Origin of the sequence: Pseudomonas sp. DR48, from assembly GCF_019823085.1 — a bacterium.
Lineage (GTDB): Bacteria > Pseudomonadota > Gammaproteobacteria > Pseudomonadales > Pseudomonadaceae > Aquipseudomonas.
In genome coordinates this window covers 1,738,138-1,764,460 of sequence record NZ_CP081946.1, presented here as the reverse complement: position 1 = coordinate 1,764,460, position 26,323 = coordinate 1,738,138, and the positions used below count along the sequence as shown (strand labels likewise).

Genomic DNA, 26,323 nt, shown 5'->3' with positions numbered 1-26,323 from the left:
ACTCCTTGTAATGGGTTGGCTTACGCGCGCATGCGGGTGATGCGAATCACCCCGGTCAGTGCGCGCAGTTTCTTGATCACGCGGGCCAAGTGCACGCGGTCGTGCACGCTGACCACCAGTTGGACCACGCTGATACGACCATCGCGTTCGTCCATGCTGATTTTTTCGATATTGCCGTCGGCCGCGTTGACGCTGCTGGCCAACAGGGCGATCAGGCCGCGCTGGTGTTCCAGCTCGACACGCAGCTCGACGTTGAATTCGCCGGTGACATCCTTGGCCCACGAGAGCTGGATGCATTTTTCCGGGTTGTGGCGGATCTCGCTGATGTTGCGGCAGTTGTCGAGGTGCACAACCATGCCTTTGCCTGCCGAGAGGTGACCGACAATCGGGTCGCCCGGGATCGGCGTGCAACACTTGGCGTAGCTGAGGACCAGGCCTTCGGTGCCGCGAATCGCCAGCGGGCCTTCCGGACTTGGCAGCTGTTCGCCTTCGCCGAGCAGGCGGCGGGCGACCACATAAGCCATGCGATTGCCCAGGCCGATGTCTTCGAGCAGGTCTTCGATCAGTTCCAGGCGGTATTCGGTGAGCATTGCCTTGACGCGCTCGGCCGGGACTTTTTCCAGCGAGCTGTCGAAGCCATTCAGCACTTTGTTCAACAGGCGTTCGCCCAGGCTGATGGACTCGGAGCGGCGTTGCAGTTTCAGCGCGTGGCGGATGTGCGTGCGCGCCTTGCCGGTGACCACAAAGTTCAGCCACGCCGGGTTCGGCCGTGCGCCGGGTGCGCTGACGATCTCGACCGTGGAGCCGCTTTGCAGCGGTTCGGACAGCGGTGCGAGACGACGGTTGATCCGACAGGCGATGCAGCTGTTGCCCACGTCGGTGTGCACCGCGTAAGCGAAGTCGACCGCCGTGGAGCCCTTTGGCAGCTCCATGATCCGGCCTTTGGGCGTGAACACGTAGACTTCGTCCGGGAACAGGTCGATCTTCACGCTCTCGATGAATTCCAGCGAGTTGCCGGCGCGTTGCTGCATTTCCAGCACGCCCTTGACCCACTGCCGGGCACGAGCGTGAGTGCCTTTGGGCTGCTCGTCGCCGCTTGATTTATACAGCCAATGGGCAGCGATGCCGTTGTTGGCCATCTCTTCCATTTCACGGGTGCGGATCTGGATCTCGATCGGAACACCGTGCATGCCGAACAGCGTGGTATGCAGCGACTGGTAGCCGTTGGCCTTGGGAATCGCGATGTAGTCCTTGAAGCGTCCCGGCAACGGTTTGTACAAATTATGCACAGCACCCAGCACGCGATAGCAGGTGTCGACCTTGTCGACGATGATCCGGAACGCATACACGTCCATGATCTCGTTGAAGGCCCGACGCTTGCCGCGCATTTTCTTGTAGATGCCGTAGAGGTGTTTCTGACGACCGCTGACCTCGCCCTGAATGCCATCGATGGCCAGGCAGTGGCTGAGGGATTCCTCGATCTTGTTGACGATTTCCTTGCGATTGCCCCGGGCGCGTTTGACCGCCTGGTTGATCCGTGCGGAACGCATCGGGTGCATGGCCTTGAAGCCCAGGTCTTCGAATTCTATGCGGATGGCGTGCATGCCCAGCCGGTTGGCGATGGGCGCATAGATTTCCAGGGTTTCCTTGGCGATCCGTCGGCGTTTTTCGCCAGACAGGACTTCTAGCGTGCGCATGTTGTGCAGGCGGTCAGCCAGCTTGACCAGGATCACGCGAATGTCGCGGGCCATGGCCATGGCCATTTTCTGGAAGTTTTCGGCTTGGGCTTCGGCTTTGGTCTCGAAGTTCATCTGGGTCAGTTTGCTGACCCCATCGACCAGTTCGGCCACGGTTTCACCGAACTGCGCTTGCAGCGCTTCTTTGGCGATACCGGTGTCTTCGATCACGTCATGCAGCATCGCAGCCATCAAACTCTGATGGTCCATGTGCATGTCGGCAAGAATATTCGCCACCGCAAGAGGATGCGTGACGTACGCCTCACCGCTACGGCGGCGTTGGCCGTCGTGGGCTTGTTCGGCGTAGAAGTACGCTCGGCGGACCAGATTGACCTGGTCCTTGCCGAGGTAGGTCGATAAGCGATCGGCGAGGGCGTCTATGCTCGGCATGATGAATCCTGCCGTTCGCTGTGACCCCGCGCCGTGCTACGTCGACCAGGCATGGCTTAGACGGCCTCGTTGGACTCGTCCTCGAACGCTGCGAACAGCGGTTCGTCTTCGACGATTTCAGCATTGGCGATGAACTCGTAGCTCATCAGGCCCTCAGCGATTTCACGCAGCGCTACTACGGTAGGCTTGTCGTTTTCCCACTGAACCAGGGGCTCTTTGCCACCGGTGGCCAGTTGACGGGCACGCTTGGTAGAGAGCATGACCAGCTCAAAGCGGTTTTCCACGTGTTCTAGGCAATCTTCAACGGTTACGCGGGCCATGGTATTCCTCGGAGCGAATGCAATATGCGCGCTGCCCGGTTGGGCGAGCGGACTCAACAGTTTAAAAAATCACCAGCGTTTAGGGAAGCGCTGATTTTTTGACCAAGCTCTTCAACGCGCTGCAAGTGCCAATGTAAAGCCCTTGCAACGGTTTTGGGAAGCGCTGTTTCAGCCCAGCAATTCAGCCAGCAACATGCCGAAACGCACCTGTTGGCGCTTCTGTTGCAATTGATTGGCACGGAAAATCGCCTTCAGGTCATCCAGTGCGTGGGAGAAATCGTCATTGATGATCAGGTAGTCGTACTCGACATAGTGGCTCATTTCGTTGACGGCTTCACGCATCCGGCCGGCAATGATCTCGTCGCTGTCCTGGCCACGGTTGGTCAGGCGCTGGTGCAAGGCTTGCAGCGATGGCGGCAGAATGAAGATCGAACGCGCCTGGGGCATCAGCTTGCGCACTTGCTCGGCGCCTTGCCAGTCGATTTCCAGAATCAGGTCGTGACCTTCGTCCAGCGTTTGCTGCAGATGGCTTTGCGAGGTGCCGTAGAAGTTGCCGAATACCTCGGCGCGCTCCAGGAAATCACCGTGCTCGCCCATTTTCACAAACGCTTCGCGGCTCACGAAGTGGTAGTTCACGCCGTCCACTTCACCCGGACGCATGGCGCGGGTGGTGTGGGAAATCGATACGCGAATCTCCGGGTTGGTGTCAGTGAGGGCCTTGACCAGGCTGCTCTTGCCCGCGCCCGAAGGGGCGGAAATGATGTACAGGGTGCCGGTGCTGTGGGTCATGTCTGTTTGCCTTACTCAATATTCTGCACTTGTTCGCGCATCTGCTCGATCAACACTTTGAGGTTGACCGCCGCCTGTGTGCTGCGCGGGTCGAAGGCTTTGGAGCCCAGTGTGTTGGCTTCGCGGTTGAGTTCCTGCATCAGGAAGTCCAGGCGCCGACCGGCAGCGCCACCGGACTTGAGCACCCGGCGAACTTCGATGATGTGAGTGCTCAGGCGATCCAGTTCTTCGGCGACGTCGCTCTTTTGCGCGAGCATGACCATTTCCTGTTCGAGCCGCTGCGGGTCCATCTCGGCCTTCATGTCGGCAAAGCGGTCGAGGACTTTCTGGCGTTGGGTCGCGAGCATTTGCGGCACCAGTTCACGCAAGGTGACAACGTCTGCTTCGATGGCGGTCAACCGATCGCTGATCAGCCGAGCCAGCTCCGCGCCTTCGCGCTCGCGGCCGGCCTTGAGTTCTTTCAAGCCTTCGTTGAACAGTGCCAGTGCCTCGGCGTTCAAGGCTTGCGGGTCTGTCGCATCGCCTACCAGCACGCCAGGCCAGGCCAGGACTTCCAGTGGATTGAGCGCGGCCGCGTTCTTGATCAGGCCGGCGATCGTCTCGGCGGCGGCGACCAATTGGGCGGCGCGCTCGCGGTCCACTTGCAGTGGCTTGTCAGTGTTTTCTTCGGTAAAGCGCAGGGTGCATTCGAGTTTGCCTCGGGATATGCCCTGGCGCAGCGCTTCGCGTACGGCGCCCTCGAGGTCGCGAAACGACTCCGGCAGACGCAAGTGCGGCTCCAGGTAGCGACTGTTGACCGAGCGCAGTTCCCAGCTCAGCGTGCCTTGGGCGCCGGCTTTTTCGACACGGGCGAAGGCGGTCATGCTGTGCACCATGGAGGTACCTCGCAATGCAGGTTCATGCGTTACCAAAGGTTTCGCAGACCCGATCTAAATGAATTTAAGCCCAGAGGCAGCAAAGGCGCAGGATTGTAGCGCAGTGGGGCGGATGCGCCCAAACACACGGCGTGACAAAGGGCTGCAGGCCGTCGGTAAAGCGGTGTCCCAAGCTCTGATCAGGGCCTTCAATCGTCGGGCAGATTTTTTAGACGTGCCCAGTCTTGGCCGGCGGCTCTATAATGCTCGGCAGTTTTCCGTCCCCAGTACAGGTATTCCCTATGAAACGTCCAAGTGGTCGCGCTGCCGATCAGCTCCGCTCGATCCGCATTACCCGCAACTACACCAAACACGCCGAGGGTTCTGTGCTGGTCGAGTTCGGTGATACCAAAGTCATCTGCACCGTCAGCGTTGAAAATGGCGTGCCGCGTTTCCTCAAAGGTCAGGGCCAGGGCTGGTTGACCGCCGAATACGGCATGCTGCCGCGCGCCACCGGCGAGCGTAACCAGCGTGAGGCGAGCCGCGGCAAGCAAGGCGGCCGCACGCTGGAAATCCAGCGTCTGATCGGTCGTTCCCTGCGCGCCTCCCTGGACATGTCCAAGCTGGGCGACGTCACCCTGTACGTCGACTGCGACGTGATCCAGGCAGACGGCGGCACCCGCACTGCGTCCATCACCGGCGCCATGGTTGCGCTGGTCGATGCCTTGAAAGTGATCAAGAAGCGTGGCGGCCTGAAAGGTGGCGACCCGCTCAAGCAAATGATCGCTGCTGTTTCGGTTGGCATGTACCAGGGCGAACCGGTCCTCGACCTCGACTATCTGGAAGACTCGGCTGCCGAGACCGACCTGAACGTGGTGATGACCAGCACCGGCGGCTTCATCGAAGTCCAGGGCACAGCCGAAGGCGCACCGTTCCAGCCCGAAGAGCTGAACGCTATGCTGGAGCTGGCGAAGAAAGGCATGACCGAGATCTTCGAACTGCAAAAGGCCGCACTGGCCGACTGATCGGATGTTCCACGCAAGGAGGACACCATGAGTGACGAGCAGCAGCTACTTCCCATCCCGAGCAAAGACGTTCGGCAGTGGGCGATGTTTTGTCACCTGTCCGCCTTGCTGGGGATCTGGATTCCATTCGGCACATTGATCGGCCCGCTGATTCTCTGGCAGATGAAGCGCGAGATGGACCCGTTTGTCGATGCCCAGGGCAAGGAGGCGCTGAACTTTCAGATCACCGTCGCCATTGCCTCCGCCATCTGCTTCCTGCTGATGGTGGTGATCATCGGGTTCTTCCTGTTTGGTCTGGTGGCGATTGGCGCGTTGGTGCTGACGATCATCGCGGGCGTGAAAGCCAATGAAGGGGTGCCGTATCGGTATCCGTTCACCTGGCGGTTGATCAAATAAGCCACGACACAAATCCCTATGTGGGAGCGGGCTTGCTCGCGAAAGCGGTGGGTCAATCAACTTCAATGTTGAATGTTAAACCGCCTTCGCGAGCAAGCCCGCTCCCACAATAGAAATCAGCGCACACAAAAAAGCCGACACTGCTGTCGGCTTTTTTGTATCTGCGAAACGACGCTTAGATCGTCAGCGTCCAGTCGTAGTCCACGATCAGTGGCGCGTGCTGCGAGAACCGCGGCTGACGTGGCAGGCGTGCGCTGCGAACAAAACGGCGCAGGCCTGGGGTCAGCAGCTGATAGTCGAAACGCCAGCCCAGGTTGAGCATCTCAGCCTGTTCGTTGTCTGGCCACCAGCTGTACTGGTCGCCTTCACGGCTGACTTCGCGCAGGGCATCGACATAACCCATGTTGCCGACAATCTCGTCCATCCAGGCACGTTCAGGCGCCAGGAAGCCCGGGGATTGCTGGCTGTCGCGCCAGTTCTTGATATCCAGCTTCTGTTGCGCGACGTACAGCGAGCCACAGTAAATGTACTCGCGACGTTTGCGCCGCTGTTTATCCAGATAACGGGCGAAGTCGTCCATTAGCTTGAACTTCTGGTTCAAATCTTCATCGCCATTCTGCCCCGAAGGGAGCAGCAAGGTCGCGATGCTGACCTTATCGAAATCGGCTTGCAGGTAGCGCCCGTAGCGGTCGGCCGTCTCGAACCCGAGACCGCTGATGACTGCCTTCGGTTGCAACCGCGAATACAAAGCCACGCCACCCTGGGCGGGAACTTCGGCTTCGCAGGCATAAAGGAAGTAGCCATCCAGTTGGAAGGCTGGATCGTCCAGTTCAAAGGCGGAGGCGCGGGTGTCCTGCAGGCAGATGACGTCGGCATTCTGTGCTTGCAGCCAACTGAGCAACCCTCGCTCCACTGCAGCCTGAATACCATTGACGTTCACACTGATGATCCGCATAAATGGCCCCAAAAATCGCGTGCGTGTATGATACACGGCGTCAACCTAATTAGCTAAATCCGTGGTATTTGGGGTTTTTTTCATGCAAGCGTATCAGCGCGATTTCATTCGTTTTGCCATCGATCGCGGCGTTTTGCGCTTCGGTGAGTTCACCCTGAAGTCCGGACGCACCAGTCCTTACTTCTTCAATGCCGGCCTGTTCAACACAGGCAAGGCCCTTGCACAGCTGGGTCGTTTCTACGCGGCGGCCATCGTCGAAAGCGGTATTTCGTTCGATGTTCTGTTTGGCCCTGCGTACAAAGGCATCCCGTTGGCGGCGACCACCGCGGTGGCGTTGGCCGAGCATCACGACCGTGATTTGCCTTGGTGCTTCAACCGCAAAGAGGCCAAGGCCCACGGCGAAGGTGGCAGTCTGGTTGGCGCGCCATTGACCGGCGATGTGCTGATCATCGATGACGTGATTACTGCCGGCACCGCGATCCGTGAAGTGATGCAGATCATCGCTTCCCAGGACGGCGCCAAGGCGGCGGGCGTGCTGATCGCCCTGAACCGTCAAGAGCGTGGCAATGGCGAGCTGTCCGCGATCCAGGAAGTGGAGCGCGACTTCGGCATTCCGGTGATCAGCATTGTTTCGTTGAACCAGGTACTGGAATTCCTGGCGGACGATCCGCAGCTCAAGCAGCATTTGCCAGCCGTAGAAGCCTACCGGGCGCAGTTCGGCGTCTAAAGAAAAGGCCCTGTGAGAACAGGGCCTTTTTTCATTGGAAAACCAAACTTCGTTTTACCTGTTTGGATATGGGTCTTTCACCGCGTCGCCCTGACCGGTCAGAACTTTCCATCCGTTTCGCGTGTGCGTTGATTTAAGGCGCTGAGGGCAAGGCGGAATCGAGGTCTTTGCCTGATTCGAATACCGATGCCCGCAGTCCACACATTCAAAAGTGCCTGCTGAAACATCACTGCCGTAAGGAACGTAATCTTTTTGCATGGGTAACTCTCCTGTGGATACAGGGAAGATCCTATGCGGATTGATGCTGGCACGATGTCGGATGTTTCGCTGAGTCAGGTAGGACGCTTCCGGCGCGCATAAAAAAGACCGCAGTCTTCGCCAGCGCCTACAGAATATTCGTACTTCTGTAAGTGCCGGCGAAGGCTGCGGTCTTTTGTCGTTCTTGAATCAGGGACGCTTGCGATTGCTGATCAAAGTACCCACACCGGTATCGGTGAAGATTTCCAGCAGAATCGCATTTGGCACCCGGCCATCGATGATCAGCGAGCTGCCCACGCCGCCCTGTACCGCTTCCAGTGCGCAACGGATCTTGGGCAGCATGCCGCCGTAGATCGTACCGTCGGCAATCAGGTCGTCGACTTGCTGGGTGCTCAGGCCGGTCAGGACCGTGCCCGACTTGTCCATCAGGCCGGCGATGTTGGTCAGCAGCATCAGCTTCTCGGCTTTCAGCGCTTCGGCGACCTTGCCGGCCACCAGGTCAGCATTGATGTTGTACGACTCGCCGTTCTCGCCGACGCCGATTGGCGCGATCACCGGGATGAAGTTGCCTTTGACCAGCAAGTTCAGCAGCTCGGTGTTGATCCCGACCACTTCGCCCACCTGGCCGATGTCGATGATTTCCGGTTGGGTCATCTCCGGGGTCTGGCGGGTGACGGTCAGTTTCTTCGCACGAATCAGCCCGGCGTCTTTACCGGTCAGGCCGATGGCGCTGCCGCCGTGACGGTTGATCAGATTGACGATGCTCTTGTTGACCTGGCCGCCGAGGACCATTTCCACCACATCCATGGTTGCGGCGTCGGTGACGCGCATGCCGTCGACGAAGTGGCTTTCGATCGACAGGCGCTTGAGCAGGTCGCCGATTTGCGGGCCGCCGCCATGAACCACCACCGGGTTGATGCCCACGGCTTTCATCAGCACGATGTCACGGGCGAAGCCGGTTTTCAGCTCCTCGCTTTCCATCGCGTTGCCGCCGTATTTGATCACCAGGGTCTTGCCGACATAGCGTCGGATGTAAGGCAACGCTTCGGACAGGACCTGGGCGGTATGGGCGGCGGCTTCGCGTTCGAGGGTCATTCAGGGCTCCGGGTGCTTCGTTAAATCAGAACGGTAATTGGAGATCAGGTGCAACACGCTTCAGCTGGACTTTGAATACGTCCTTGATGCGCTGCAGTTCAGCCTCGTCATCGGCCTCGAAACGCAGCACCAGCACCGGTGTGGTGTTGGATGCGCGCACCAGGCCCCAGCCTTTGGCGTAGTCGACTCGCACGCCGTCAATGGTGGTCAGGTCGGCGCCTTCGCCCCACTTCGCATCGTGCAATGCATCAATGATGCTGAATTTGCTCTCTTCGGTCACATGGATATTGATTTCCGGCGTAGAAATATCGTTCGGGAAGGTCGCAAACAGCTCCTCCGCGGTGGATTTTTCCTTGCTGAGGATCTCCAGCAGACGCGCGGCGCTGTAAATGCCGTCGTCGAAACCGAACCAGCGCTCCTTGAAGAAGATGTGCCCGCTCATTTCGCCGGCCAACAGGGCGCCGGTTTGCTTCATTTTCTTTTTGATCAACGAGTGACCAGTCTTCCACATGAGCGGACGACCACCGTATTCCTTGATCAGCGGCGTCAGGCGGCGGGTGCATTTGACGTCGAAGATGATTTCCGCGTTGGCGTTGCGCGCCAGTACGTCGCGGGCAAACAGCATCAGCAAGCGGTCCGGATAGACGATGCTGCCAGTGTTGGTCACAACACCCACGCGGTCGCCGTCGCCATCGAACGCCAGGCCCAGGTCAGCGTTGGTTTCCTTGACCTTGGCGATCAGGTCGACGAGGTTTTCAGGCTTGCCCGGGTCCGGGTGGTGGTTGGGGAAGTTGCCGTCGACGTCGCAGAACAGCGGGATCACTTCGCAGTTCAGCGCTTCGATCAGTTGCGGGGCGATCACGCCGGCCGCGCCGTTGCCACAGTCGACCACCACTTTGAGGCGGCGAGCGAGTTTGATGTCCTGGACGATTTCGGTGTTGTAGCGATCGAGAATCTCGACCCGGGTAACGCTGCCCATGCCGCTGCTCAGATTGTTGGTCTTGAGACGGTCATGCAGGGCCTGGATCTGTTCGTTGGCCAGGGTATCGCCAGCGATCACGATCTTGAAGCCGTTGTAGTTCGACGGGTTATGGCTGCCGGTGAGCATCACCCCCGATTTGCCGGCCAGCACGTTGGCGGCGTAATACAGCGCAGGCGTTGGCACCAGGCCGACGTCGCTGACGTGACAACCACTGTCGGCCAGGCCCTTGATCAGTTGCTCGACCAGCTCCGGGCCGGACAGGCGACCGTCGCGGCCGACTGAAACGTTCGGTTCGTCCTGGGCCAGACTCTGGGCACCGATGGCGCGACCGAGCCAATAAGCGGTTTCAGCGTTCAAGAATTCCGGGACGGTGCCACGAATATCGTAGGCGCGGAAGATGCTGTCCGGAAACTTGGGTGGGACTTGGGCTGGGTTACTCATCTGTAGGAATGCTCCATCTCGAAAGTGACTGGACAGGCCTGCGAAAAATGCGTCGGCCGGCTCAAACTGAAGGGTATGACGGCGTTTTCCACTGAGAGTTCGTGGTGTGTAAAGGCCATGCCACCTGCGTTTACGAGGTAATGACCGGTCAATGCCTTGATTTTGGGCACTAAACCTTCCAGATGAACTTTGTGCGAATGTTGCCTTGGCAGACCGAAGACAAGGTTCAGGCCGGGCAGCGCGCCCAGCCTGAACACCTGGAATCAGTGGCTACCCGAATGCCCGAAACCGCCCGCACCACGTTCGGTTTCGACGAACTCTTCGACCATCTCGAAGTGTGCTTGAACCACCGGCACCAGCACCAGTTGGGCCAAACGCTCGCCCACCACCATGTTGAAATCGGTCTGGCCACGGTTCCAGCACGACACCATCAGCGGGCCCTGGTAGTCGGAGTCGATCAAGCCGACCAGATTGCCCAGCACGATGCCGTGTTTATGGCCCAGGCCGGAGCGCGGCAGGATCAGCGCCGCCAAACCGGGGTCGCCAATGTAAACGGACAGGCCGGTCGGGATCAGCACGGTTTCGCCCGGCTTGATCACGGTGTCTTTTTCCAGCATGGCGCGCAGGTCCAGGCCGGCGGAGCCTGGAGTGGCGTACTGCGGCAACGGGAATTCGGTACCGATGCGAGGGTCGAGGATCTTGGCTTGCAAAGCGTGCATGTAAATTAAACCTGGTTCAGACGTTCGGCGATAAAGGTGATCAGCTGGCGAGCAATCTTGCTCTTGCTGGTCTGGGCGAAGAGTGTGGCGTGAAGCTCACGGTCGATCACGCTGCAGGCGTTTTCTTCGCTGTTGAAGCCAATGCTCGGGTTGGCGACGTCGTTGGCGACGATCAAATCGAGGTTCTTGTCTTTCAACTTGCGGGCAGCGTAGTCGAGCAGGTGTTCGGTTTCGGCGGCGAAACCGACACTGAACGGACGGTCGGGGCGCGTGGCGATGGTGGCCAGGATGTCCGGGTTACGCACCATCTGTAGCAACAAGCCGTCGCCGTTCGTAGGGTCTTTCTTGAGTTTTTGTGGGGCGACGACTTCCGGGCGGTAGTCCGCAACCGCTGCCGAGGCGATGAACAGGTCGCAAGGGATCGCGGCTTCACAGGCGGCGAGCATGTCGCGAGCACTGACCACGTCGATGCGAGTGACGCGGTCCGGGGTCGGCAGGTGCACGGGACCGGTGATCAACGTCACACGGGCGCCGGCTTCCACCGCGGCTTCGGCCAGGGCAAAACCCATTTTTCCGGAGCTGTGGTTGGTGATGTAGCGCACCGGGTCAATGTTTTCCTGGGTCGGGCCGGCGGTGATCAGCACGTGTTTGCCGGTCAATGCCTGACGCTTGAAGCAGTCCGCCGCGCATTGGGCAAGTTCGACGGCTTCGAGCATGCGGCCAAGACCCACGTCGCCACAGGCCTGGCTGCCGGAGGCTGGGCCGAAGGCTTTGATGTCGCGGCTCTCGAGGGTTTTCAGGTTGGCCTGGGTCGCCGGGTCGCGCCACATGGCCTGGTTCATCGCCGGGGCAATGGCGACCACAGCGTCGGTGGCCAGCACCAGCGTGGTCAGCAGGTCGTCGGCGATGCCTTGGGCAAGGCGGGCGATCAGGTCCGCGGTGGCAGGGGCGATCAGCACCATGTCGGCCCATTTGGCCAGCTCGATGTGGCCCATCGCGGCTTCAGCTGCCGGGTCCAGCAGGTCGAGGTGGACCGGGTGGCCGGACAGCGCCTGCATGGTCAACGGAGTGATGAACTCGCTGCCGCCACGGGTCATGACCACGCGCACTTCGGCGCCCTGGTCGATCAGGCGGCGAACCAGGTCGGCGCTCTTGTAGGCAGCGATGCCGCCGCCGACGCCCAGAACGATGCGTTTCCGATACAGCCGCTGCATAGGTCTGCCTTTCATTTCGATGGTTGCTGCATGGCGATACCCCCTCCCCAGGGATGAAATCGCCCGCAAAAAAGATGGGCTACGATATCACAGCGACCGCTATGGAACAGCGGCGCCCACATTCCAGGGAGGTGCTATGAGTATTCGTGATTGGCCGGCGGCCGAGCGGCCGCGGGAGAGATTGCTCGAGTTGGGCTCGGGGAGCCTATCGGACGCCGAGCTGTTGGCGATTTTTTTACGAACCGGCGTATCGGGCAAAAGCGCGGTGGATCTGGCGCGACACCTGTTGAATCAGTTTGGCAGCCTGCGTTCATTACTCGAGGCCGATCAAGCAGCGTTCAGCAGTCAGTTGGGGCTCGGGCCTGCGAAATTTGCGCAGCTGCAAGCGGCCCAGGAAATGGGTCGGCGGCATTTGGCCGAGCGCGCACGTCAGAAGTCGGCGCTGGAAAATCCACAGGCCGTTCGCGATTACCTGAAATCAATGCTGCGCCACGAGCCCCATGAGGTGTTCGGCTGTCTTTTTCTGGATTCCAGGCATCAAGTCCTGGCCTTTGAGGTGCTGTTTCGCGGCTCCATCGACAACACCAGTGTTTATCCGAGGCAAGTGGTCAAACGCACGCTGGCCCACAACGCCGCGGCGTTGATCCTTTGTCACAACCATCCGTCAGGTAATACCAACCCCAGTCAAGCCGACCGAACGCTGACCAAGCGCCTGCAAGAGGCATTGGAGCTGATTGATGTGCGGGTGCTTGACCATTTCATCATCGGGGACGGGGAGCCGCTGTCGATGGCTGAGTACGGGTGGATGTAAGGGGAGGCAGGGCCAGCACGAAACTAATGTGGGAGCGGGCTTGCTCGCGAAAGCGGTGTGTCAGGCAACAGTGTTGTCGACTGACTCACCCTCTTCGCGAGCAAGCCCGCTCCCACAGGTTTTGTGGCAACCCTTTTACTTGAGGTTGACCTTGGAGTAATCCTGACGGCCAAACGGGCTCACCGAGTAACCCTCGACATCCTTGCGCGTCAGCGCGAAGGCCGTCGGGTGAGCCAACGGCAGCCACAGTGCCTGCTGCTGGATCTGCGCCTGGGCCTGTTCGTAGAGCTTGGTGCGCACACCTTGTTCGCCGGTGGTCTTGCCAGCGCTGATCAGCTTGTCCAGGTCCGGGCTGCAGTAGCGCGCGAAGTTGGTGCCGGACTTGACCGCGGCGCAGGAAAACTGCGGTGTGAGGAAGTTGTCAGGGTCTCCGTTATCGCCGGCCCAGCCCATGAACAGCAGGTCGTGCTCACCCGCCTTGGCGCGGCGAATCAGCTCGCCCCATTCGATCACGCGGATCTCAGCCTGAATGCCGATTTCCGCGAGGTCGGACTGCAGCAATTGGGCGCCCAGGCTCGGGTTCGGATTCAGCAGGCTGCCGGAAGGGCGGGTCCAGATGGTGGTCTGGAAGCCGTCCTTGAGTCCGGCCTTGGCCATCAATGCCTTGGCTTTCTTGACATCATGGGGATAGCCCGGCAAGCCTTTGGCGTAGCTCCAAGTGTTGGGCGGGTACGGGCCATTGGCGGGCTCGGCGGTGTCTTCGAAAACGGCTTTGACGTAGTTGGCCTTGTCGAACGCGAGGTTGATGGCCTGGCGCACTTCAGGTTTATCCAGCGGCGGATGTTGGCTGTTGATGCCGACGAACGCGGTCATGAAGGCGTCAGTCTTTTCGACTTTCAACGTCGGCTCTTTCAGCGCGGCATGTACGTCCAGAGGCTTGGGTGACAAGGCGATCTGGCATTCATTGCGGCGCAGTTTCTGCAGCCGCACGTTGGCATCCGGGGTAATGGCGAAGATCAGCGGGTCCACCGAAGGCTTGCCGCGGAAGTAGTCCGGGTTGGCCTTGTAGCGAATCGAAGCGTCTTTCTGGAAGCGCGTGAATACGAACGGACCGCTGCCGATCGGCTGGCTGTTAAATTTCTCCGGGGTGCCGGCCTTGAGCAGCTTGTCAGCGTATTCAGCTGAATAGATCGAAGCGAAGCCCATGCTCAGGGTCGCGAGGAAGGTCGAGTCCGGATGGTCGAGGGTGAAGCGTATGGTCAGCGGGTCCAGTGCATCGATCTTCTTGATCAACGCCGGCAACTGCATCGACTGGGCGTGCGGGAAGCCGCTTTGAGCCACTTCGTGCCAAGGATGCGCCGGGTCGAGCATGCGGTCGAAACTGAACTTCACGTCTTCGGCGGTCAGCTCACGCGTCGGACTGAAATATTCAGTGCGGTGGAATTTCACCTGCGGGTGCAGTTTGAATACGTAGGTCAGCCCATCGGGCGAGACTTCCCAGCTGTCTGCGAGGCTGGGGACCACTTTGCCGCTGGCGGTATCGAAGTCCACCAGGCGATTCATCAGTACGTCGGCCGAGGCATTGGTGGTGGTCAGCGAGTTGTATTGCACCACGTCAAACCCTTCAGGGCTGGCCTCGGTGCAGACGGTCAGGGCGGCGGCATGGGCCAGTGGGCTCAATAGAAGCGGGGCAAGCAGCAGCGGTAGGGCAGCGAGGCGCATGGTCGGATTCCTTTACAGATCGAAGGCCCATCTGCAAGTGCAGTCTGGAAAAGGCTTACCCTAGAGGGCTCTTTTGCAAATGACTATCCCCTTTTTCATTTTAAGGGGAGTATGTGCGATTGTTTTCGGTGCGTACTGACCGACGAAAACCCTGGATTGGCCTGTTGGCCGATTCTCTGCGACGAGCGGTCTTTATCGACGATAGCCTTTATTCAAGGCGCTTGGAGCCAGAAAAGTCGGGTTTTTATAAAGTCTGTGCGCACGGAAAGTTGTTGCTCTCTAGTCTTTCTGGTATAAAGCAGCGCTCTTTTCTAGGGGCCCGGTTCCTTCACTTGTAGGTGTAGCCGGTAAGACCTCTAAAGAAACGCGGCGCCTGGCGCCAAATGACTGAGAGATTAAGCGGCCAACCCATGCCGGGTTGGGCATGTGGTTTTAGAGGGCTGAGGCATGTCGAGAGTATGTCAAGTTACCGGTAAGGGTCCGGTGACTGGGAATAACATTTCCCACGCAAACAACAAAACCCGTCGTCGTTTCCTGCCGAACCTGCAGCATCACCGCTTCTGGGTTGAAGAAGAGAAACGTTTCGTGCGTCTGCGCGTATCTGCCAAAGGCATGCGTATCATCGACAAGCGCGGCATCACTGTCGTGCTGGCCGAAATCCGCGCCGCTGGCAAGATCTAAGGGAGCTAATCATGCGTGAATTGATTCGTTTGATTTCGAGCGCCGGTACTGGTCACTTCTACACTACCGACAAGAACAAGCGCACTACTCCGGACAAAATCGAGATCAAGAAATTTGATCCGGTTGTTCGTAAGCACGTGATCTACAAAGAAGGCAAAATCAAGTAATTGATTTTTCCCTCTTACGAAAAAGGCCCGTATCGCGAGATACGGGCCTTTTTTGTTGCCTGAATTTTGTCGTGCTGGTCAGGGCCTCATCGCGAGCAAGCTCGCTCCCACAGGTTTTATGATCGACACCGATCCCCTGTGGGAGCGAGCTTGCTCGCGATGAGGTCGGCCAGGGCAACGCAAATCTTCAGGCCTTCTGTTCAAACGCCACATAGATCTTGCGGCACGTTTCCAGCACTTCCCAGGTGCCCCGGAACCCGGCTGGAATCACGAAGCGATCACCCGCGCGCACGGTTTTGCTGTTGCCATCATTGTCGCGCAGCACTGAGACGCCCTGAACGATCTCGCAGTATTCGTGCTCGGTAAAATTCACCAGCCACTGGCCAACCGCACCTTCCCAAACACCCGCGTTCAACTGGCCGCAAGGGCTGTTGTAGTGGTTGTAGACCACTTGTTCCGGGTCGCCTTTGAGGATTTTCGCCTGGTCCGGTTTATAGCGTTCGGGCTCGGTTTTGGCTTGGTTGAAGTCGACGACATCCTGGATATTCATTGTTCTAATCCCCCGTGGTTGCGGCGCTATGGCTGGAAAGCGCAAAGTCTATGTTTATTAAAATGAACATCGCAAGGCCGTTTGCCGGCCTTATGTCAAATATATTGAAACATGAGGGGTGGCTGGTTTAGGGTGGCGGTTGCCTTGGGCCGAAAATGCAGGCTGGCCGGGCAGAATTCCTGAGGACGCCCGCGAAGAGCGCGGGGCGCTCGTATTCAACAAGAGGAGGACACTCGAATGACCACCCTGACTCGTGCCGATTGGGAACAACGGGCTCGCGATCTGAAGATCGAAGGCCGTGCCTACATCAATGGCGAATACACCGATGCCGTCTCCAGCGAGACCTTCGAGTGCATCAGCCCGGTCGATGGCCGTCTGCTGGGCAAGATTGCCAGCTGTGACGCCGCCGACGCCCAGCGCGCTGTTGAAAACGCCCGCGCCACCTTCAATTCCGGCGTCTGGTCGCGCCTGGCGCCGACCAAACGCAAAGCCACCATGATCCGTTTCGCCGGCCTGCTCAAGCAGCACGCCGAAGAGTTGGCGCTGCTTGAAACCCTGGACATGGGCAAGCCGATCAGCGACTCCCTGTACATCGACGTTCCCGGCGCAGCGCAAGCCCTGAGCTGGAGCGGCGAAGCCATCGACAAGATCTACGACGAAGTCGCCGCCACCCCGCACGATCAGCTGGGTCTGGTGACTCGCGAACCGGTCGGCGTGGTTGGCGCCATCGTGCCGTGGAACTTCCCGCTGATGATGGCCTGCTGGAAACTCGGCCCGGCGCTGTCCACCGGTAACTCGGTAATCCTCAAGCCATCCGAAAAATCGCCGCTGACGGCTATTCGCATCGCGGCCCTGGCCGTTGAAGCCGGCATCCCGAAAGGCGTGCTGAACGTGCTGCCGGGATACGGTCACACCGTCGGCAAGGCCCTGGCCCTGCACAACGATGTCGACACCCTGGTGTTCACCGGTTCGACCAAGATCGCCAAGCAACTGCTGATCTACTCCGGCGAATCGAACATGAAGCGCGTCTGGCTTGAAGCCGGCGGCAAGAGCCCGAACATCGTGTTCGCCGATGCCCCGGACCTGCAAGCCGCAGCCGAAGCGGCCGCAGGCGCCATTGCCTTCAACCAGGGCGAAGTCTGCACCGCCGGTTCGCGTCTGCTGGTCGAGCGTTCGATCAAGGACACTTTCCTGCCGCTGGTGATCGAAGCGCTGAAAACCTGGAAGCCGGGCAACCCACTGGACCCGGCGACCAACGTCGGCGCTCTGGTCGATACCCAGCAGATGAACACCGTGCTGTCCTACATTGAGTCCGGCCATGCCGACGGTGCCAAACTGGTGGCGGGCGGCAAGCGCACGCTTCAGGAAACCGGTGGCACTTACGTTGAACCGACGATTTTCGACGGTGTGAGCAACGCGATGAAAATCGCCCAGGAAGAGATTTTTGGTCCGGTACTGTCGGTGATCGCATTCGACACGGCCGAAGAAGCCATCGCGATTGCCAACGACACGCCGTATGGCCTGGCCGCAGCCGTGTGGACCAAGGACATCTCCAAGGCCCACCTGACCGCCCGCGCACTGCGTGCCGGTAGCGTTTGGGTCAACCAGTACGACGGTGGCGACATGACTGCCCCGTTCGGTGGCTTCAAACAGTCGGGCAACGGCCGTGACAAGTCGCTGCATGCGTTCGACAAGTACACCGAGCTGAAGGCGACCTGGATCAAGTTGTAAGTCGGTTTTCTTAACGACGTAGATCCCCTGTGGGAGCGGGCTTGCCCGCGAAGGCGCCGTAACAGCCAACGATGATGTTGGATGTGATGGCCTCTTCGCGAGCAAGCCCGCTCCCACATTTGTTTTGTGGGGGCTGTGAAAAATAATATCCACAGGAGCGTGGAACATGCGTTGGGCGACTTATTTCGCCGTGTTGGCGTCTGTCTTGAGTGTCGGCCTGGCCTTGGGTGTCAGCATGCCGCTGGTGTCGTTTCGCCTGGAAAGCTGGGGCTACGGTTCATTTGCCATTGGTGTGATGGCGGCGATGCCGGCCATTGGCGTGTTGCTGGGCGCGAAGATTTCCAGCCATCTGGCGGCGCGTCTGGGTACGGCCAATCTGATGCGTATGTGCCTGTGGGGCGGGGCGTTGTCCATCGGTTTGCTGGCGCTGTTACCGAGCTATCCGATCTGGTTGCTGTTGCGGTTGATGATCGGGGTGATCCTGACACTCGTCTTTATCCTCGGTGAAAGCTGGATCAATCAACTGGTGGTCGAGCAATGGCGCGGGCGGCTGGTGGCGTTGTACGGCAGCAGTTATGCGTTGAGCCAGTTGGCCGGGCCATTGCTGCTTGGCGTGTTGGGCACGGACCACGATTACGGATTCTGGGTCGGCGTCGGCTTGCTCACGGCCGCGCCGCTTCTGTTGCTGGGTCGTAGCGGCGCGCCCACCAGCGAAGCCTGCAGCGTGACCTTCAGCGACTTGCTGGGCTTCTGCCGTGGCTTGCCGGCGATTGCCTGGGCGGTGTCGTTGTTCGCGGCGTTTGAAGCGATGATCCTGACCTTGTTGCCGGTCTATTGCCTGCGTCAGGGCTTCAGCACGGACATCGCACTGGCGATGGTCAGCACCGTGGTGGTTGGCGATGCCTTGCTGCAATTGCCGATTGGCGCGCTGGCGGATCGCTTGTCCCGTCGCACGCTGTTCACCGGGTGCGCCGTGGTGTTGCTGGTGTCGAGCCTGGCGATTCCGCTGCTCATCGATACGTTGCTGATCTGGCCGCTGTGGGTGTTGTTCGGTGCCAGTGCTGGCGGGCTGTTCACCTTGTCACTGATCCTGATCGGCGAGCGCTATCGTGACGATGCGCTGGTCCGCGCCAATGCCCATATCGCGCAGCTATGGGGGATTGGTTGTCTGGTCGGACCGTTGGCGGCGGGGGCGGGTAGCCAGTGGATCAGCGGGCATGCCTTGCCGTTGCTGATGGCGGCGGGTGCGTTGGGCCTGGTGGTTCTATTGTCGCGACAAGGCGCGTTTGGCGCGGTGACTGAACCGGCTTGACGCTGAACCTTCAGTCAGCCAATCGCCCTGTCAGAGCATCCGCTCCAGGCCTACGGTCGTGCTCATCCAAGATTCGAACCGCCGCCACCAGCTGCCCGGCTCGGTGGTCAGGGTGTGCAGCTTGCCGTTGTCTTCGGTGACCCAGACCACCTTGCCGTTTTCCAGTTTCGCCTGATAACTCAGGGGTGGCGCCATGCCTTGCATCGCCAGTTCGCGAACACGCGCTGCCAGCTCGGGGCTGTCCACCAACACGCCGACCTCGGTGTTCCACAGCACCGAGCGCGGGTCGAAATTGAACGAACCGACAAAGGACTTCTGCTGGTCGAAGATCATCGCCTTGCTGTGCAGGCTGGAATCGGAGCCACGGTAGGCCTTGCTGTGAAACACATGCGGACCGCTGCCTCCGCCCGCCCCAGGCTGGCGCCGCAGTTCGAACAACTGCACGCCGTGTTCCAGCAACGCCTTGCGATACGGTGCATAACCGCCGTGCACAGCCGGCACGTCAGTGGCTTCCAGCGAGTTGGTCAACAGCTTCACCGACACCCCGGCATCTGCGCGGCCTGTCAGGTACACCAGCCCCGGCTGTCCGGGGACGAAGTACGCCGAGATCATGATCAGCTCTTTACTGACACCTTTAAGCTCGGGCGCCAACTGCGTGGTCAGCAGCAAATGCGGATCAGGTTCGCCCTTGGCCAATACCTTGCTCGGCGCGTCCCATAGCGCCTGGTTCCACGCCCAGATCAGCTCCCGACGCCAAATGTCCAGGCGCGGATGGGTGGTGAACCTCATGAGTTGCTGATAGAGCGCGTGATTCTGTTTGCGGGTTTCTTGCAGTGACTCTTCCAGCTGCGTGCGGGTGTTTGCCAGATCCTTTGCGGTGGGTCTGCTTGAGAGAAACTCGTCGATCGGCTTGCTCAGCGCACTGTTCCAGTATTGGTCGAAACTGTGCCCGAGCTGTTCAGCGACCGGCCCGACGCTGAGCATGTCGATGTCGGTGAAATTCAGATTGGGTTCGGCATCGAAATACTCATCCCCCAGATTGCGTCCGCCCACAATGGCCACGCTGTTGTCCGCCAGCCACAGCTTGTTGTGCATGCGTCGGTGCTGCTGCGAGAGGTTGAGCACCCGTCCGGCGGTGCGCGTCACGCCAGTGCTGCGACCAAGGTTCAGCGGGTTGAACAGACGAATCTGGATGTTCGGATGCGCCGCCAGTGTCGCGATGATCCGGTCGAGGCCATCGCTGGTGGTGTCATCGAGCAGGATCCGCACTCGTACGCCACGGTCGGCAGCCTTCAGCAACTCCTCAATCAGCATCCGCGTGCTGATGCCGTCATGAACGATGTAGTACTGCAAATCGAGGCTGCTTTGAGCGTTGCGGATCAACTCGGCGCGGGCGGTGAAGGCTTCGGTGCTGTTGGACAACAGGCGAAAGCCGGACTGCCCTTGATGAGGTGCGGCCTGGGCCTGGATCGAGCGGCCGAATGCCGAGTCGCTGGCGGGCAACGCCTGGCTCGGTTCGCGAGGAACGTCGAGGGTCGCGCAGCCACCAAGAAACGAGGTGAGTAGCAGAAGAGCGGGCAGTGGCTGTCTGAATCTCACGTGAGATCGTTCCGAGTGGCGGCAGTTATCGGCATATGGACGCTGGTTTTGCGAGAAAGGTCAGTCTGGCGTTCAGTCGTTTTGCGCCAGTAGCTTGATGGCGGCCGCGCCGACCTTGCGCACCGCGTCTTCGATCTGCGGTGTGGGCTTGGCAGCGTAGTTCATGCGCAGGCAATTGCGGTACTTGCCTGAGGCGGAAAAGATACTGCCGACTGCAATCTGTACGCCTTGATCGTGCAGGGCACGATTCAGTTTCAGGGTGTCGAAGCTTTCCGGCAGTTCAACCCACAGCATGAAGCTGCCTTGCGGACGGCTGGCGCGGGTGCCGGCGGGGAAGTAGCGGGTGACCCAGTCAATCATCAGGTCGCGATTGCGCTGGTATTGCGTGCGCATCCGCCGCAAATGCGGTTCGAAATGCCCGGCCTTGAGAAATTCGGCGATAGCGATCTGCGGCTGCGGCGCGGTCGAACCGGTGCTGATGTATTTCATGTGCAGCACCCGTTCCAGGTATCGGCCGGGTGCAACCCAGCCAATGCGCAAGCCCGGCGCCAGCGTCTTGGAAAAAGAGCTGCAGAGCAGGACGCGGCCGTCTTCGTCGAAGGATTTGATCGTACGCGGGCGTGGGTAGCTGTAGGAGAGTTCGCCATACACATCGTCTTCGATGATCGCCACGTCGAAACGCTGTGCGAGCGTCAACAATGCACGTTTTCGCGACTCCGGCATGATGTAGCCCAGTGGGTTGTTGCAGTTTGGGGTCAACTGTATGGCCTTGATCGGCCATTGTTCCAGGGCCAGTTCGAGCGCATCGAGGCTGATCCCGGTGATCGGGTCGGTCGGGATTTCCAGCGCCTTCATGCCCAGGCCCTTGAGGGTCTGCATGGCGCCGTGAAAGCTCGGCGAGTCCACCGCCACGATGTCGCCGGGCTCGCAAATGGAGCGAATGCTGGTGGACAGCGCTTCGTGGCAACCCGTGGTAATCACCAGATCGCTGGCAGTCAATTGGCAACCGGAATCGAGCAGCAGGCGGGCGATCTGCTCGCGCAGTTCGAGGGTGCCGTAGATGTTGTCGTAATACAGGCCGGGCATGTCCTGGCGGCGACTGATTCGCGCAAGGTTGCGCAGCAACGGTTTCATGGTTGGCGTGGTGATGTCCGGCATGCCCCGGCCCAATTGCACAACATCCTTGCGCGGCACGGCGCGGATCAGCTCCAGCACCTGATCCCATTGCGAAATATCCACCGGGCGCTGGGCCGGGCGGCCAATCGCCGGCAACTCGGGCAATTCGCGACCTACCGGCACGAAATAGCCGGACTTGGGTTTGGGCGTCGCCAGCCCGCTGTCTTCCAGCATGCGATAGGCCTGCTGGACCGTGCTCAGGCTGACGCCATGTTCAACACTCAATGCCCGCACCGAGGGCAGCCGGTCACCGGGGCGATAGAAGCCCTGTTCGATACGTGTGCCGAGCAATTCGGCGAGATTTACGTAAAGGGTCATGGTGCAGTCTCGGTTTAGGTGATTCGGTTAACCAGTACAGATTGGGCAAAAATACAGGATTCAGTGGTAGAAGCACCTAATCTGTATGGAGTTAATACAGTTGTGTTGAATCTGTAATGCTTTTCGTCGTCCGCGCATCATGAAAGCTCTGGCTACCCAAGTAAACAGGAGCAATCAAAATGAACGGCTTGAGCGATGTGCGGCTGACGTTACACAGTCAGGAACTGGCGGCAGGGCAACACAACGGCGCGCGCGAGGCGGTGATGCGCAACGCACCGTCCGGCCTGAGTCGCTGGGGTCTGTTCTGGCATCGCCTGCACACGCGCAAGACGTTGCTTGAGCTGACGTCGGAGCAACTCAGGGATATCGGCTTGAGTCGCGAGCAGGCGCGGGAGGAGGGCTTGAAGCCTTTCTGGCGGATCTGAGTTTTGTGGCGCTCTTAAGGGCCTCTTCGCGGGCAAGCCCGCTCCCACAGGAGATTTGTGAGCGATCTGAATCCTGTGGGAGCGGGCTTGAACTGGTCAAGTAAATCCGGACACCGGTTACGGTGTTTATGCCGCTTTTTGCTCCATGGCTATTGGCGACAAGTATTTGTTGTAGCTGTGGAGCCTGGTGCGGTTGTAGTACATGAAAAAACGGACCATGTCGGTTTGTGCTTCTTCGCTCGTGCCATAGCCGCCACGCGGCACCCATTCTGACTTCAGAGTGCCGAAAAAGCGTTCTGTTGGAGCGTTGTCCCAGCACTGCCCGCGATGACTCATGCTTTGCAAGATGCCATGACGCGTCAGCTCCTCTTGAAACTTGCGGCTGGTGTACTGACAGCCTTGATCCGAATGGAACATCAGTCCAGGTATGCACACTCGAAGCTCTGTCGCCATCCGTAGCGCTTTGCTAACCAAGTTGGCGTCATTAACCAGGGAAAATGCCCAACCAATGACACGGCGCGCAAACAAGTCGATCACGATGGCCAGGTGAACCCAGCGCTTACCCACCATCAAACTGGTAACGTCGCCACACCAGACTTGGTTGACCGCGGCTGGCTTGAAATTGCGCTTAAGCAGATTGGGCGCGACAAATGCTTCAACTCCTTTGGATCTGAATGGGTGAGGCTGGCGCTGTTTACTGACAATGTTGGCCTCCCTCATCAGTGCTTTAGCCAGGCTTCTGCCTACAGCTATGTTTTGGGCCTGAAGATGCTTGCTGATCGCTCTGGACCCCATGGCTTCCCGGCTTTCGCTGTGTAACTCGACGACTTTGCCTCTTAGTTCTTCGCGTCTGATCCTTGGCTTGGTGCACCGCTGAACCCATTCATAAAAACTACTGCGCTTAACGTCGAAAACGCGACACAAGATGGCGGTCGGGTATGACTCTCTTAGCTCCGCGATCATCGAAAACGATCGGGGTCCGACATCAAGAGAGCGGTAGCCTTTTTTAAGATCTCGGCCTCCATTTCCATGCGTTTGATTTTGGCTTTCAAATCCTGAATCTGGCGCTGATCTTCGGTAATGGCCTTGGTGCCTTGAACCGGTTGCCCCTTGTGTTCCTTGCGAACCTGATCCACCCAACGTCGTAAGGCTGTGGCACTAATGTCCAGCGACGCGCAGACTTCCTGTACCGAACAATTGTCATCAATCACCATGTTGGCCGCACGGTGTTTGAACTCGCGGGAAAAGACTCTTCTTTCTTTCATGGAACCTCCAAATTGGCGAAATCATATCGCCCTTAAGAAGTGTCCGGAATTATTAGGCCAGTTCAGCTTGCCCGCGAAGGCGTCCGCATGGGCGCAGCAAATCTCTCAGACCAACTCTTTAAGCCGATGCCACAACATCCCCAACGCTAACAGCGGCGAACGCAAATGCTTGCCCCCGGGGAAGGTGACATGGGGAACCCGGGCGAACAAATCAAACCCGCCGTTCTGCTGCCCACTGATCGCCTCAGCCAACAACTTGCCCGCCAAGTGCGTGGCATTTAGCCCATGGCCCGAATACGCCTGGGCGTAATACACATTTGGCTGATCCTTGAGCCGACCGATCTGCGGCAATCGATTCGCACCAATGCCGATCATCCCGCCCCATTGATAGTCGATCTTCACCTCGGCCAGTTGCGGGAAAACTTCCAGCATCTTCGGGCGCATGTAGGCACCGATGTCCTTCGGATCGCGACCCGAATAATGACAAGCGCCACCGAACAGCAAGCGCCGATCCGCCGAAAGCCGGTAGTAATCCAGCGCCACTCGCTGATCGCAGACCGCCATGTTCTGTGGCAGCAGCGAGTGCGCCAGTTCCTCACTCAATGGCTCGGTGGCGATGATGTAGCTACCGGCGGGCAGCACCTTGCCGCTGAGTTCGGGATTGAGTTCATTGAGGTAGGCATTGCAGCCGAGCACCAATGTTTTCGCGCGGACCGAGCCTTGGGCGGTATGGACCTTGACCTCGGGGCCGTAATCGATGCGGGTCACGGCCGATTGTTCGAACAGTTTCACCCCCAACTGCTGCGCGGCTGCCGCTTCACCCAGCGCCAGGTTCAGCGGGTGCAGATGGCCGGAGCCCATGTCGATCAAGCCGCCGACGTAGCGGTCGGACCCCACCACCGAGTGCATTTCATTGGCTTGCAACAGACGGGTCTCGTAGCGGTAACCGAGGCTGCGCAGTTCTTCGGCGTCTTCGGCAAAACCTTCAAGATCGCGAGGCTTGTTCGCCAGATCGCAATAGCCCCAGGTCAGGTCGCAGGGGATTTGAAAACTCTCGACCCGTTGTCGGACGATTTCCACTGCTTCCAGGCCCATGAGTTTCATCTGACGCACACCGTCGGCACCGATGACGTTAGTGAACTGATCGAGCCCGTGACCGACGCCGCGAATCAACTGCCCGCCATTGCGTCCGCTGGCGCCCCAGCCAATCTTGTGCGCTTCCAGCAGCACCACGCTGAAGCCGCGTTCGGCCAGTTCCAGCGCCGTGTTCAGCCCCGAAAATCCGCCGCCGACCACGCACACATCGGCCACCTGCTCTCCTTGCAACACCGGATGATCGGGTTGCGGCAGGCTGCTGGCGGCGTAATAAGAGGCAGCGTGCCGGTGGCTTGGAGCAGGTTGCTGGGCACGGGCATTCATGTGCGTCTTCCTGATTCTTGTGTCGAGAAAATTTGACGGAGCATAAGCCGGACCTTCCGGCACGGGCAACATTGGTCAGTTGCTGCTGTCTGGATCGGGGCTTTTGCGTCAGAATCCCGGTCTATCCCGCCATTGGTTAGCGCTTCGATGAGTTGCAACAGTCAGAAAATCCGCACGCTGCGTCAGCAGATTCCCTCGTTCGAGTGCGTGCCCGGCTGTCATGACTGCTGTGGCCCGGTGACCACTTCACCGGAAGAAATGTCGCGCCTGCCGCGCAAGACCCGGGCCGAGCAGGATGCGGCGATGGATGAACTCAATTGCGTGCACCTGGGGCCCGACGGCTGCACGGTGTATGACGAACGGCCGCTGATTTGCCGGCTGTTCGGCACCACAAAGACCTTGCCGTGCCCCAATGGGCGGGGGCCGGTGGAGCTGATTCATCCGCGGGTGGAGAAGCAGATTCATGAGTATATGGCGTCTACCCGACAGGTCCTCGTCTGACGAAAGACCGAGTCGCCTGTAATCGTTAGCAGGCTAGCTCCCACACTGGATCTGTGTCATGCACAGAATGTGTGTCCGCTGAAGATCAACTGTGGGAGCCAGCCTGCTAGCGATGGGGCCAGAACAGGCCGCACAAATCTTCAATCCGGAATCGGCAAGCACAAACTCTCTTTCACCTCTTCCATCACGATATAGCTCTTGGATTCGCGCACATGCGGCAGCTTGAGCAGAATGTCGCCCAGCAGCTTGCGGTACGAGGCCATCTCGGAAATCCGCGCCTTCACCAGATAGTCGAAATCCCCTGACACCAAGTGACATTCCAGCACATGGGGCAGTTTGAGCACCGCGCGGCGGAACTCCTCGAAAGTATCGCCTGATTTGTAATCCAGACTGATCTCGACGAACACCAGGAGACTGCCCTTGAGGTGCTGCGGATTTAGCCGGGCGTTGTAGCCCATGATGATCCCTTCACGTTCCAGGCGCCGCACCCGCTCGGTACACGGTGTGGTCGAGAGCCCGACCTTTTCCCCAAGCTCGGTGAAGGAGATGCGGCCGTCCGCTTGCAGGATCCGCAGGATGTTGCGGTCGATCTTGTCCAGCTCACGTTTGGTTTGAGTGTTGGTACGCATAGGGGATGCGCCTCCGTGAAAAGGGTTTTTGCCGAGAATTCTCGCCAAATATAGGCAGTTATATAGTGAAATGCACTGCCTAATCTTTTTTACACTGCGCACATCAATGCTCTACA

General features: G+C 59.2%; 27 protein-coding genes and 1 pseudogene. 10 read left to right on the top strand and 18 right to left on the bottom strand.

Annotation, left to right across the window (positions count from 1 at the left end; all coding sequences use genetic code 11):
• Positions 1-20 precede the first annotated feature (20 nt).
• From spoT to K5K95_RS08110, 4 genes are all read right to left on the bottom strand, one after another.
• Complete coding sequence (gene spoT, locus K5K95_RS08125) at positions 21-2,126, bottom strand: bifunctional GTP diphosphokinase/guanosine-3',5'-bis pyrophosphate 3'-pyrophosphohydrolase (protein ID WP_090177991.1); 2,106 nt, start codon at positions 2,124-2,126, stop codon at positions 21-23.
• Between the two features lie 56 nt (positions 2,127-2,182).
• Entirely contained in the window at positions 2,183-2,446 is a 264-nt protein-coding gene (gene rpoZ, locus K5K95_RS08120; protein WP_003177259.1) for a DNA-directed RNA polymerase subunit omega, read from the bottom strand.
• A gap of 168 nt (positions 2,447-2,614) precedes the next feature.
• A complete protein-coding gene (gene gmk, locus K5K95_RS08115; protein WP_208670868.1) occupies positions 2,615-3,235 on the bottom strand; it encodes a guanylate kinase in 621 nt (206 codons plus the stop codon).
• An 11-nt stretch (positions 3,236-3,246) separates the two neighbouring features.
• On the bottom strand, positions 3,247-4,110 hold the full coding sequence (locus K5K95_RS08110) for a YicC/YloC family endoribonuclease (RefSeq protein ID WP_222589025.1): 864 nt from the start codon (positions 4,108-4,110) through the stop codon (positions 3,247-3,249).
• A 281-nt stretch (positions 4,111-4,391) separates the two neighbouring features.
• Here K5K95_RS08110 and rph point away from each other — a divergent pair, with 281 nt between their 5' ends.
• The gene (rph, locus tag K5K95_RS08105) at positions 4,392-5,114 is read left to right on the top strand and encodes a ribonuclease PH (RefSeq protein ID WP_010465211.1); all 723 of its coding nucleotides are present in this window, start codon (positions 4,392-4,394) and stop codon (positions 5,112-5,114) included.
• Between the two features lie 27 nt (positions 5,115-5,141).
• A complete protein-coding gene (locus K5K95_RS08100; protein ID WP_090178001.1) occupies positions 5,142-5,510 on the top strand; it encodes a DUF4870 domain-containing protein in 369 nt (122 codons plus the stop codon).
• A 175-nt stretch (positions 5,511-5,685) separates the two neighbouring features.
• On the opposite strand, the gene K5K95_RS08095 is transcribed toward K5K95_RS08100, so the two are convergent.
• Positions 5,686-6,465, bottom strand: coding sequence for an exodeoxyribonuclease III (locus K5K95_RS08095; protein WP_007934608.1), 780 nt, complete (start codon positions 6,463-6,465; stop codon positions 5,686-5,688).
• Positions 6,466-6,547: 82 nt separating this feature from the next.
• On the opposite strand from K5K95_RS08095, the gene pyrE reads away from it, so the two are divergent.
• Positions 6,548-7,192, top strand: coding sequence for an orotate phosphoribosyltransferase (gene pyrE / locus K5K95_RS08090; protein WP_222589024.1), 645 nt, complete (start codon positions 6,548-6,550; stop codon positions 7,190-7,192).
• 54 nt (positions 7,193-7,246) lie between these two features.
• Here the strand turns inward: pyrE and K5K95_RS33375 are convergent, their stop codons facing one another.
• From K5K95_RS33375 to coaBC, 5 genes and pseudogenes are all read right to left on the bottom strand, one after another.
• On the bottom strand, positions 7,247-7,450 hold the full coding sequence (locus K5K95_RS33375) for a zinc ribbon-containing protein (protein ID WP_259154033.1): 204 nt from the start codon (positions 7,448-7,450) through the stop codon (positions 7,247-7,249).
• A gap of 189 nt (positions 7,451-7,639) precedes the next feature.
• On the bottom strand, positions 7,640-8,545 hold the full coding sequence (gene argB, locus K5K95_RS08085; protein WP_003229488.1) for an acetylglutamate kinase: 906 nt from the start codon (positions 8,543-8,545) through the stop codon (positions 7,640-7,642).
• 25 nt (positions 8,546-8,570) lie between these two features.
• Positions 8,571-9,944: pseudogene (locus tag K5K95_RS08080) on the bottom strand (phosphomannomutase/phosphoglucomutase); the annotation flags it as partial.
• A gap of 287 nt (positions 9,945-10,231) precedes the next feature.
• Positions 10,232-10,687, bottom strand: coding sequence for a dUTP diphosphatase (dut, locus tag K5K95_RS08075; RefSeq protein ID WP_059403885.1), 456 nt, complete (start codon positions 10,685-10,687; stop codon positions 10,232-10,234).
• Positions 10,688-10,692: 5 nt separating this feature from the next.
• Positions 10,693-11,901 carry a bifunctional phosphopantothenoylcysteine decarboxylase/phosphopantothenate--cysteine ligase CoaBC gene (gene coaBC / locus K5K95_RS08070; RefSeq protein WP_090178016.1) on the bottom strand — a complete coding sequence of 403 codons (1,209 nt, stop codon included), beginning with the start codon at positions 11,899-11,901 and terminating at the stop codon, positions 10,693-10,695.
• A gap of 136 nt (positions 11,902-12,037) precedes the next feature.
• Between coaBC and radC the strand changes: the two genes are divergently transcribed.
• Entirely contained in the window at positions 12,038-12,712 is a 675-nt protein-coding gene (gene radC / locus K5K95_RS08065; RefSeq protein ID WP_090178019.1) for a RadC family protein, read from the top strand.
• A gap of 135 nt (positions 12,713-12,847) precedes the next feature.
• On the opposite strand, the gene K5K95_RS08060 is transcribed toward radC, so the two are convergent.
• Positions 12,848-14,434 (bottom strand): ABC transporter substrate-binding protein, encoded by a 1,587-nt coding sequence (locus K5K95_RS08060; RefSeq protein ID WP_222589022.1) that lies wholly within the window; start codon positions 14,432-14,434, stop codon positions 12,848-12,850.
• Positions 14,435-14,881: 447 nt separating this feature from the next.
• Here K5K95_RS08060 and rpmB point away from each other — a divergent pair, with 447 nt between their 5' ends.
• Positions 14,882-15,115, top strand: coding sequence for a 50S ribosomal protein L28 (gene rpmB, locus K5K95_RS08055; RefSeq protein WP_003176907.1), 234 nt, complete (start codon positions 14,882-14,884; stop codon positions 15,113-15,115).
• Between the two features lie 11 nt (positions 15,116-15,126).
• Positions 15,127-15,282 carry a 50S ribosomal protein L33 gene (rpmG, locus tag K5K95_RS08050; RefSeq protein WP_007894709.1) on the top strand — a complete coding sequence of 52 codons (156 nt, stop codon included), beginning with the start codon at positions 15,127-15,129 and terminating at the stop codon, positions 15,280-15,282.
• A gap of 187 nt (positions 15,283-15,469) precedes the next feature.
• On the opposite strand, the gene K5K95_RS08045 is transcribed toward rpmG, so the two are convergent.
• The gene (locus tag K5K95_RS08045; protein WP_222589021.1) at positions 15,470-15,832 is read right to left on the bottom strand and encodes a cupin domain-containing protein; all 363 of its coding nucleotides are present in this window, start codon (positions 15,830-15,832) and stop codon (positions 15,470-15,472) included.
• Between the two features lie 237 nt (positions 15,833-16,069).
• Between K5K95_RS08045 and K5K95_RS08040 the strand changes: the two genes are divergently transcribed.
• Entirely contained in the window at positions 16,070-17,563 is a 1,494-nt protein-coding gene (locus tag K5K95_RS08040) for an aldehyde dehydrogenase (protein WP_084317776.1), read from the top strand.
• A gap of 166 nt (positions 17,564-17,729) precedes the next feature.
• Positions 17,730-18,875 (top strand): MFS transporter, encoded by a 1,146-nt coding sequence (locus K5K95_RS08035; protein ID WP_222589020.1) that lies wholly within the window; start codon positions 17,730-17,732, stop codon positions 18,873-18,875.
• A 30-nt stretch (positions 18,876-18,905) separates the two neighbouring features.
• On the opposite strand, the gene K5K95_RS08030 is transcribed toward K5K95_RS08035, so the two are convergent.
• Both K5K95_RS08030 and K5K95_RS08025 read right to left on the bottom strand, forming a co-directional pair.
• A complete protein-coding gene (locus K5K95_RS08030; RefSeq protein ID WP_222589019.1) occupies positions 18,906-20,474 on the bottom strand; it encodes a phospholipase D family protein in 1,569 nt (522 codons plus the stop codon).
• 72 nt (positions 20,475-20,546) lie between these two features.
• Complete coding sequence (locus K5K95_RS08025) at positions 20,547-21,968, bottom strand: PLP-dependent aminotransferase family protein (protein ID WP_222589018.1); 1,422 nt, start codon at positions 21,966-21,968, stop codon at positions 20,547-20,549.
• Between the two features lie 179 nt (positions 21,969-22,147).
• On the opposite strand from K5K95_RS08025, the gene K5K95_RS08020 reads away from it, so the two are divergent.
• The gene (locus K5K95_RS08020; protein WP_222589017.1) at positions 22,148-22,393 is read left to right on the top strand and encodes a DUF1127 domain-containing protein; all 246 of its coding nucleotides are present in this window, start codon (positions 22,148-22,150) and stop codon (positions 22,391-22,393) included.
• A gap of 126 nt (positions 22,394-22,519) precedes the next feature.
• Here the strand turns inward: K5K95_RS08020 and K5K95_RS08015 are convergent, their stop codons facing one another.
• The 3 genes from K5K95_RS08015 to K5K95_RS08010 all read right to left on the bottom strand — a co-directional run bounded on the left by K5K95_RS08015 (position 22,520) and on the right by K5K95_RS08010 (position 25,077).
• On the bottom strand, positions 22,520-23,356 hold the full coding sequence (locus tag K5K95_RS08015) for an IS3 family transposase (protein WP_261398054.1): 837 nt from the start codon (positions 23,354-23,356) through the stop codon (positions 22,520-22,522).
• Positions 23,353-23,658: a transposase gene (locus K5K95_RS33010; protein WP_261398055.1), complete on the bottom strand. Its 306-nt coding sequence runs from the start codon at positions 23,656-23,658 to the stop codon at positions 23,353-23,355. The genes K5K95_RS08015 and K5K95_RS33010 overlap by 4 nt, the downstream gene beginning before the upstream one ends.
• 105 nt (positions 23,659-23,763) lie before the next feature.
• The gene (locus tag K5K95_RS08010) at positions 23,764-25,077 is read right to left on the bottom strand and encodes an NAD(P)/FAD-dependent oxidoreductase (RefSeq protein ID WP_222589016.1); all 1,314 of its coding nucleotides are present in this window, start codon (positions 25,075-25,077) and stop codon (positions 23,764-23,766) included.
• Positions 25,078-25,224: 147 nt separating this feature from the next.
• Between K5K95_RS08010 and K5K95_RS08005 the strand changes: the two genes are divergently transcribed.
• Positions 25,225-25,578, top strand: coding sequence for a YkgJ family cysteine cluster protein (locus tag K5K95_RS08005; protein WP_064680422.1), 354 nt, complete (start codon positions 25,225-25,227; stop codon positions 25,576-25,578).
• Between the two features lie 140 nt (positions 25,579-25,718).
• Here the strand turns inward: K5K95_RS08005 and K5K95_RS08000 are convergent, their stop codons facing one another.
• Positions 25,719-26,207 carry an Lrp/AsnC ligand binding domain-containing protein gene (locus K5K95_RS08000; protein ID WP_010465173.1) on the bottom strand — a complete coding sequence of 163 codons (489 nt, stop codon included), beginning with the start codon at positions 26,205-26,207 and terminating at the stop codon, positions 25,719-25,721.
• Positions 26,208-26,323: the final 116 nt, after the last annotated feature.